Source organism: Calderihabitans maritimus (genome assembly GCF_002207765.1).
Taxonomy (GTDB): Bacteria; Bacillota; KKC1; order Calderihabitantales; family Calderihabitantaceae; genus Calderihabitans; species Calderihabitans maritimus.
On sequence record NZ_BDGJ01000035.1, the window covers coordinates 62,959 to 71,799 of the forward strand.

Annotated in this window: 6 protein-coding genes and 1 pseudogene; all 7 read left to right on the forward strand. The window is 52.5% G+C overall.

Features of this window, described 5'->3' with window-relative positions:
* Positions 1-127: 127 nt before the first annotated feature.
* Complete coding sequence (locus KKC1_RS04640) at positions 128-2,509, forward strand: hypothetical protein (protein WP_088553337.1); 2,382 nt, start codon at positions 128-130, stop codon at positions 2,507-2,509.
* Entirely contained in the window at positions 2,484-3,410 is a 927-nt protein-coding gene (locus KKC1_RS04645; RefSeq protein WP_088553338.1) for an ABC transporter ATP-binding protein, read from the forward strand. The genes KKC1_RS04640 and KKC1_RS04645 overlap by 26 nt, the downstream gene beginning before the upstream one ends.
* On the forward strand, positions 3,407-4,327 hold the full coding sequence (locus KKC1_RS04650) for an ABC transporter permease (RefSeq protein WP_088553339.1): 921 nt from the start codon (positions 3,407-3,409) through the stop codon (positions 4,325-4,327). The genes KKC1_RS04645 and KKC1_RS04650 overlap by 4 nt, the downstream gene beginning before the upstream one ends.
* A complete protein-coding gene (locus KKC1_RS04655) occupies positions 4,305-6,023 on the forward strand; it encodes a coiled-coil domain-containing protein (RefSeq protein ID WP_088553340.1) in 1,719 nt (572 codons plus the stop codon). The genes KKC1_RS04650 and KKC1_RS04655 overlap by 23 nt, the downstream gene beginning before the upstream one ends.
* A 24-nt stretch (positions 6,024-6,047) precedes the next feature.
* Positions 6,048-7,026: pseudogene (locus KKC1_RS04660) on the forward strand (AAA family ATPase).
* A 30-nt stretch (positions 7,027-7,056) separates the two neighbouring features.
* Positions 7,057-7,938 (forward strand): DUF58 domain-containing protein, encoded by an 882-nt coding sequence (locus KKC1_RS04665; protein WP_088553341.1) that lies wholly within the window; start codon positions 7,057-7,059, stop codon positions 7,936-7,938.
* On the forward strand, positions 7,935-8,841 hold a 907-nt coding region (locus tag KKC1_RS04670; protein ID WP_143288672.1), incomplete at its 3' end, for a vWA domain-containing protein. The genes KKC1_RS04665 and KKC1_RS04670, both read left to right, overlap by 4 nt.

Here is an 8,841-nt window from a genome sequence, read left to right on the forward strand (position 1 = left end):
TAGACCGGCTTGGCCTATTAGGCTCAGGGTAGTGAAAATTTTTACCCGTCAAAGGGAACTTTTGGGAAAGAGGAAGAGTCAAATAAATTTAGGAGGGTAAGGTTTTAAATTTAGGAGGGAAATTCATTTGCGCTACCGGCTAATTTTGATTTTATTAGTTACAGCTTTTTTTACGGCTTTTAGCGGGCCTATTTTCGCCCGGCCGCAGGAAGGGAAAGATGTTTCGCCGTTACATATGGAGGTTGAGGCCGGATTTGACGGCTATCTGAAGGCGGGAGCCGTCGTGCCCGTGAAGGTGAAACTGGTCAACACCGGACCGGATATAGAAGGGGATATAGTGGTGAAGATTCCTGCCGAGAACCGGGAAGAGCTCACGGAACATGTGGTAAAGGTGGTGCTTCCCCAAGGCAGCACCAAAAAGATTGCTATGGCTTTGTCAGTTCCCGGCGCAATTAGAGATTTTGAGGTGTCGTTTGTGACCGACGGACGTGCACTGGCCCGGAAATCTCCCTCCCTGTATCACGGAGATCCTGTATTGATCGCCGTGCTGGCGGCAGACCCGGGCGGGCTGGATTACTTGGCCGCCTTCAATTTACCTACACAACTAGGCAGGTTTATTAAGGTACTCCGCTGGACGGCGGAAAATGTACCCGGAGAAGTAGCAGTGTTGAATTCCTTGGATGTGCTGGTAATTAACGATTTTCCCACCCGCAGTTTGAAGGAAGAGCAATGGCAAGCTATTGAAAACTGGGTACGGGGCGGCAAATTGCTGGTGATAGGCACCGGGCCCGGATGGAAAAGAACGGTGGAAGGCATTCCCCGAAGCCTGCAGGTGGTTAACATTGAAGGGACACAGGAAGTTCCGGCCATACCTGCCCTTGAGAAATATACAGGTCAAGAGATTCCGGAAGGAAAATATGTGATGGCGAAGGGCAGCCTGGTGGAAGGCGCCGGGGTGGTGGTCGGCGAAGGGGATATCCCTGTCCTGGCCTGGAAGCAGGTAGGCAAAGGGAATGTTGTCTACAGTGCCTTAGACTTAACCCTGGAACCTTTGGCTTCTTGGAAAGGTAACCGGTTTCTATGGTCCAGTATCTATTCCATGTTCGGACCGCCTAATTTAACGTTAAAGCAAATTGCTCGGCCTGTTTACCCGTACGGCTTGTTTAGTGCTTTAAGCCAGCTTCCTTTCAATGTTATACCACCCTTTTGGCTGGTTATCGTTCTGTTGCTCGTCTATATAGGCATATTGGGCTTCGGGAATTACTTTGTCCTCAACAAGCTGGACAAAAGAGATCTGGCTTGGGTTACCATACCCCTTCTGGTTATTCTTTTCTCTTCGGGAGTATATTTGGTCGGCATAAAGGGTAAAGGTCGGGACATTATTGCCACCTATATTCATGTAGTGGAACTGGATACAGGTCAAGCCCGTACCTATACGGGTATCTTCGCTCCTACTAAGAGTTCCTACCGCATACAACTGCCGGGGAAGGTTGCTGTACACGCCGGGCGAAATTACGACCGCCCGTACTACGGAGGGAATATATCCAATGTTCCGGTGACCACCCGGGTTCATTACGGGGAGAAAACCGAGGTGGAAATGTTGAATATGAATATGTGGTCTCTGCGCAGTTTCTACTTTGATCATAACTTTAATGCCGGAAGGATTGAAAGCAACCTCCGAACCGAAAACGGTCGTATTACAGGGGAGATTACCAACCGTACCGGGTATAACCTGAGAGATGTTTTGGTATTCACCAGTCAAGGCCAGTACCAAGCGATATCCAGCCTGAAGGACGGGGAGAAGGTCCAGGTTGATATTCCCGTAATTCCTTATGCAAGCCAGGGAGGAAGACCGTTTTTCCACCAAATGCTCGATTCCCTGCAACCCCAAGGTAGCGGGAGGAGCGAAAGAGATAGGCAGATTAACCGGGAACTTCAGATTTTAGAAGGAACGTATGGCTGGGAAGGAGAGCAGTCCAGCCCCGGAGTGGTAATGGTAGGTTTTTCGGAGGATCCGTTGACTGGGGTTAAGGTAAACGGTAGAACCCCCAAGGAGTACCATCTCAATATGTTTACGACCGGCCTGGAGATTAACGTCGAAGGCAGTGGAGGCAACTTACCCACGGGAATTGTGGAGATGAAGCCGGTGTATACAGACGCCAGAAGAACAGGTATGGAAAGGCCCGGCGTTATCGGATTCAGCGAGGGAAGTATGATCTTTCAGGCTGTAATCCCCCAACAGGTAGTTCCGATGGTGGAGGAATTGAGGTTCAGCGCCGGCTTGAGCAACAACTACACGGCGGCCCAAATTTACAACTGGGGAAAAAATACATGGGATGATTTCCGGCTAACCGGTTCAGGAATTAAGGCTGAGGAATATTTATCTCCCGAGGGACTGGTTAGAGTCAAACTTAGCAATAACAGCGACCAGTATACATGGATAAATAATCTCTCCGTGGGTGTAGAAGGAGGGCGGCAGGCCAATGCTGAAAGTGGAGAATCTCCGTAAGAATTACGGTAAATTTCAAGCCTTGAAGGACCTTACCTTTTCGGTTAGCGAGGGGAGCATCTACGGCTTTGTAGGCCCTAACGGAGCAGGCAAAAGTACCACTATCAAAATCCTGGCTACCCTGCTGCAGCCTACGGCCGGGGAAGCTTACGTAGCAGGGGTGAATGTAGTCACCTACCCGGAGCGGGTTCGCGAGTTGATAGGATACATGCCCGACTTCTTCGGTGTTTATGATGATTTGAAGGTGAGCGAATACTTGGATTTTTATGCGGCCAGTTACGGCATTGGCCGGGCTAAAAGAAGAAAAATATGCGACGACCTGCTGGAGTTGGTGGAGTTGTCTCATAAGAGAGAAGCCTATGTAAATTCTCTGTCGAGGGGGATGAAACAGCGGTTGTGTCTGGCCCGTTGTCTGGTTCACGACCCCCAAGTGCTGCTGTTGGATGAACCGGCCTCCGGTCTTGACCCCCGGGCCCGGCTGGAAATGAGGGAGTTACTGAAAGAACTACAGAAAATGGGCAAGACCATTTTAATCAGCTCTCATATTTTGCCGGAGTTGGCCGAGATGTGTACCGAGGTGGGAATTATCGAAGGGGGACGCATGGTTATCAGCGGACGGGTAGATACCATTATGCAGCAACTCCAGTTTTCCAGGGTGGTAAAGGTTACAGTGTTGGATAGGGCAGAGGAAGCGGCTGCCCTCATGGAGGCCATGGATTGGCTGGGAGAGGTGGCCGTGGAGGGCAATGTTTTACAGGCCAGACTTTTGGGCGGGCCGGAGCATCTCCGCGATACCCTTAGAGAGCTGGTTAAGAAAGATATTCCGGTCATTTCCTTTCATGAAAATAGTCATAACCTGGAAGATATCTTCCTGCAGGTAACCGAGGGGGTAGAAGAGTGAAACTTAATTCCGTGATGGACAGAGAGTTCCGTTCCCGTATGCGAACCTGGCGCTCCGCCGCCACCATCACCGCGTACCTGGCAGTCCTGGGACTGATAACCCTGGCCTTTTTGTGGTTGAATACTAGAGGAAGGTACGTAATAAGTTATCGCTTGGGTATGGAATTATACATGGTAATGGCCGTAGTTCAGTTCGGTTTGATTGCTTTTGTAACTCCCGCGCTTACCAGCGGGGCCATCACCGGGGAAAAGGAAAGGCAGACATTGGACCTGTTGTTGGTCACCAAGTTATCGGCAAGATCCATTGTATTGGGTAAACTGGTTGCCTCCTTGAGCTATTTACTTCTGCTTGTTTTTTCCTCTCTGCCCCTGTTTAGTCTGGTATTTTTGCTGGGCGGGGTGGCGCCGTCGGAGATTCTTTTGACTTTTGGGATTTATATTTTTACCGCTGTCTATCTGGGCAGTATTGGACTTTTCTACTCTGCCGTTTCCCGCCGCACCCAGGTAGCGACAGTGTTAACCTATCTAACCGTTCTCTTTCTAGGTATAGGGACGTACATGATTGGTGGCTTTGCGAGAGCAATCTACCGGTACCAGGTCGCCTATAACGTCCAGTTTCAGACACTACCGTTCGTTTTTCACTTTAATCCTCTGACTCCTTTGTTGCTCACTCTAAAGAACGGCTGGGGGAAGCGGGTATTGTGGGAGATCGGCCAGGTTTCGCAGGGAAATTTCACGCCGACGCTGGATTGGGAAGTGTTGGGTGTTACCCTTGGCGTACAGCTTGCGATCATAATAGTTCTGTTATGGGTGGCAACCAAAGCTATCACACCGGTCGGAAGGGGGAAATTGGGCCTGCCCGTCTTCAAGCGAACCCTGAGGGGAGGGCGTTCCGGTGGTATCCAAGAAGGAGCTTAATTTTAACCGGGAAATGGTGAAGGCCTTAAGGCCGCTTTTGAGGAGGGTACAGTTAAATTTTTTCCTGGTGAGACTTCCCTTTATTCTGGCTGCCGGGCTGTTTGCTGCGGCGGAAGTGCTGTTTATTTCCCGCCTGTTTCCCTGGGAAAATGCTCGTTGGTACGCCGGAATAGCCTTTGTTGTTTTGGGTGGACTCGCGTTCGGCATGGCCTTTATCAAGCGGCCCGGCGTATGGGAAGCGGCCCGAGCCGGGGACGACCTGGGTTTAAAAGAGCGGTTAACTACAGCCCTGGTTGATCAGAGCGGTGCCCTGTGGGAAAAGCAGAGAGAGGATGCCTTAAAAAGCCTGCAAAAGATTGTACCCCGGAGGGATTTGCCCCTGCAGTTTCCGGTTAAGAGCTGGGGACCTGCGCTGGTAGCTTTGGTGGCGCTGTTGTTGACTATAATTTTGCCCAATCCGATGGATGAATTATTGGACCGGCAAAAGAGGGCACGGGAGGAGATAGAGGAAGAAAAGAAAAGAATTACTCACCTGGTGGAAGAGATTAGACGGCGGGAACCGGTACTTACGGAAACGGAAAAAGAGATTTTGGCGGCGTTGGAACAACTTGAGGAGAGACTGAAACGGGCCGGGGAAGCTGAAGAAAGTATAAAAGCCCTGTCCCGCACCGAAGAAGAACTTAACGTCCTCTTGAGAAAGGAAGAGGAGAAAGAAAGGTCTCTGGCCGAGGTGGCGGAAATTTTGTCCCGGTCCGATCTTACCTCCTCTCTTGCCGAGGCGATCAGAGAAGGAGACGGGGAAACTATTCGAAAGGCCTTGGAAAAATTGGCCCAGGAACTGAAAGGGCTGGCTTCGGAAGAAATGGCTTCACTGGCCGACATTTTGGAAGAAGCCGCAGGCCGGGCGCGGGCGGACCTGGGCCGAAACGCCCTGGCGGGGGCGGCAAAGAGTTTATCCGCGGGCACATTAACGGAGGCGGTGAAACAACTCCTGCAGGCGGGAGAGCAATGGGCTAGGTTCAGGGAAGGGAATACACCTCAGACGCTGGCCAAAGCGATTTCCACGGTCCAGGAGGCCAGGAGGCAGATTGCGCAAGCGTCCAGTATTCTCACCGTAGCCATGAGCGGAAGTTCCGGTAGTCCGCAGGCGGCACCGGGGGCCGGGGGGAATGGCGGGGAGAGCGGCCAGGGAATTTCCGGCAATTCCGCTTCCAGTGCCGCCGGGCCGGGGGCTGTTTCCGAAAGTGGGGGCGCCCAGTCCGGTCAGGGGAACGGCCATGGTACGGCCGGCGGGCAAGGCCGGGAGGACAGTCAAGGCGGAGGTTCGGCGGGCGGTGCTGGTCTGGGGAGCGGCAACGGCAATGCCGGGAGCAACCATCCGTTGGGGCCGGGTCAGCCGGGGACTACGCCCGAATTACCTACCCCAAATTTAACGGGAAATTATGAAATGATTTATGATCCGATCACCCGATTGGAGGTCGACGGCCATCCTTCGGTGGTACCGGCGCAGGCAGGCGAAGGAGCCTCCGGTTACCGGGAGACGCTTAACGGTATTACGGTACCCGGCCTTATCAGACCCTATAACGAGGTGCTGACTGAATACCGAGAGCAGGCCAGAAGACACCTGGACAGAAGCTACATTCCCCCGGCCATGGAAGATATAGTCAGGGACTACTTCAGTTCCTTGGAACCCTAAAAATGCCAGGGAGGTTTTTCAGAGATGGTAATATCCCCGGAAGAGTTCACTTCCAAAGTGCTACAGATAGAAGAAGAGATCGGCAAAGTAATAGTGGGCCAGAAAGATGTTATTCGTCAGGTCATAATATGCTTGCTGGCCGGGGGGGAATGCCCTGCTGGAGGGGGTGCCGGGGCTAGGGAAAACCATGCTGGTACGAACTCTCGGACAGGTCCTTTCCCTGAAATTTTCCCGTATTCAGTTCACTCCCGATTTAATGCCGGCAGACATTGTAGGTACCCAGGTGCTGACGGAAGAGCAGGGACGGCGGCAGTTCGTTTTCCGGGAGGGACCGGTGTTTGCCAACCTGGTTTTGGCGGATGAAATAAACCGTGCCACTCCGAAAACCCAGAGCGCTCTTCTGGAGGCCATGCAGGAGGGGTCGGTGACCGTTGGAGGGCAGACCAGAAAACTGCCCCGTCCCTTTTTTGTACTGGCCACCCAGAACCCGCTGGAAATGGAGGGCACCTACCCTCTGCCGGAAGCCCAGGTTGACCGTTTTCTATTTAAGTTACTGGTAGAGTTTCCTTCCCGAGAGGAACTGGTGGAAATTATGAATCGGACTACCGGCATCGAAAAGCCGGTGGCATCAACGGTAGCTACCGGCGAAGAAATCCTGGCTATGGAAAAGTTGGCCAGGGAGGTGCCCGCAGCACCCCACGTCACCGATTATGCGGTCCGTTTGATAATGGCTACTCACCCTGAACGGCCGGAAGCGCCAGAAGGGGTAAAAAAGTATGTCCGGTACGGTGCGAGTCCGCGAGGATTACAGGCCCTCATGCTCTCGGCCAGGGTCCATGCCTTGATGGAAGGGCGTTACAACGTAGCTTTTGACGATCTAAGGTATGTGGCGTACCCCGCCCTTCGCCACCGGGTTTTCCTCAACTTTGAGGGTCAGGCGGAAGGGTACACCCCGGACCGGATTATCTCTCTGCTGCTGGAGGAAGTACCGTTGGAAATATGAAGTGGAAGAGAATAACGGAGGCCCCAAATCATGCGTTCTCGCCTCTTCGATAACGAGTTTTTAAAGAAATTAGAACAATTACATATCTATACGCAACGAATGTTGGCAGGCAAGCTGTCCGGAGACCGTCGTTCGCCCAAAAGAGGTGCTTCGGTAGAGTTTGCTGATTACCGCAATTATACGCCGGGGGATGATTTCCGGCTGATAGACTGGAATGCCTATGCCCGATTAGAAAAGCTTTTCTTAAAAATGTTCGTTGAAGAGCAGGATTTGATTATTCATCTCTTTTTAGATTGCAGTTCTTCCATGGCTTGCGGGGAGGGCAGGAAAGAACGTTTTGCCCGGCAGGTCGCAGGAGCTCTGGCCTACCTTGGATTGATGAGTCTTGAACAGGTGGGGGTAGGAGGGATTACCACCGGCCTTTCCCATTACCTGCCGCCGGTTCGCGGCCGGGAAGCGGTATGGAAGGTTTGGGATTTTCTAGAATCCTTACCTTCGGGGGGACAGACGGATCTGAACGCCGCTTTGAAAGGCTTTGCCAGATACAGGCGGCGTCAAGGTTTGGCGGTGGTGATTTCCGATTTTTTGTCACCCGCCGGGTACCGGGAAGGACTGGCTTACCTGCAGTACCTGGGACAGGAAGTTATTGTTCTGCAGGTGCTCTCTCCGGAGGAGCTTGACCCTCCCCTGCGGGGAGATTTACGGTTGGTCGACGTAGAGACGGGAGAAGCGGAGGAAATTTCCCTTACCCCGCAATTGCTGGCTTTGTACCGGAAGCTCCTGCGGGAATATATAGATCGGCTGCGGAACTTTTGCAGTTCTCGCAACATGACCTTTTTGCAACTGGACAGCAGTATGCCTCTGGAAGACGTGATTTTGCGTTCGCTGCCAAAGGTGGGAGTGTTAGGTTGAATGTCGTACATTTTCTGAACCCTTGGGCAGCTTGGTTCGCCCTAAGTATACCCGCCATTATAATTTTATATATGCTCAAAATGCGCCGGAGGGAGATCGAAGTCCCCAGCACCCTGTTATGGCGGCAGGTGCTTAAAGACGCCCGGGCCAATGCCCCGTGGCAAAAGCTAACCAGGAATCTATTGCTGTTTCTTCAAATTTTGATTGCCCTGGCCCTGGTTTTTGCCCTGCTGCGGCCTTCTTTAATGACCGCTGGAACTAGGGGGCGCAACCTGGTGGTCCTGCTTGACGCCTCTGCCAGCATGCAGGCGGTGGATGTGAGCCCCAGTCGCTTTGACGCAGCCAAGAAGGAAGTTATGGCCTTAATTAACGAAATGGGTGCCGGAGATACTATGACCATTATTAAGATGGCTGCTTTGCCGGAAGTAGTTGCCCGGGCCACTTCTGATAAGTCGGTTTTGAAAAAACGATTAAATGAAGTAACGGTTACCGGGGAGGAGGCCAACTTGGCGCCGGCCCTGTCCCTGGCCAGCTCCTTGGTCAAAGGAATGGAAAAACCGCTGACCGTTATCGTTAGCGACGGTAACCTGGGGAAAATTCCGCCCCATACGCCCCTTCCTCCGGAGATAGTTCATATTAAGGTAGGGAAGGCGGACGATAATTTAACCCTTACGCCACCGGCCACCAGGCGCGAGGGCAATGCAACGGTTACTATGGTACGGGTAGTAAATAACGGGAGCAAAGATGTGGTCACTACGGTGGAGTTATGGGTGGACGGCAAACTGTTTGATGCCAGGGCGGTGGCACTGAAAGCCGGGGAGGGGAAAAACCTTTACTGGACGGATATCCCGGAGGATGCCCGCCTGCTTATGGCCCGTTCCACTTACCCGGATATGTTGCCGC

Bases quoted from the DNA above. Each gene is read 5' to 3' on its own strand.
- KKC1_RS04665 (WP_088553341.1), top strand. From the start codon at position 7,057: ATGCGTTCTCGCCTCTTCGATAACGAGTTTTTAAAGAAATTAGAACAA.
- KKC1_RS04645 (WP_088553338.1), top strand. From the start codon at position 2,484: ATGCTGAAAGTGGAGAATCTCCGTAAGAATTACGGTAAATTTCAAGCC.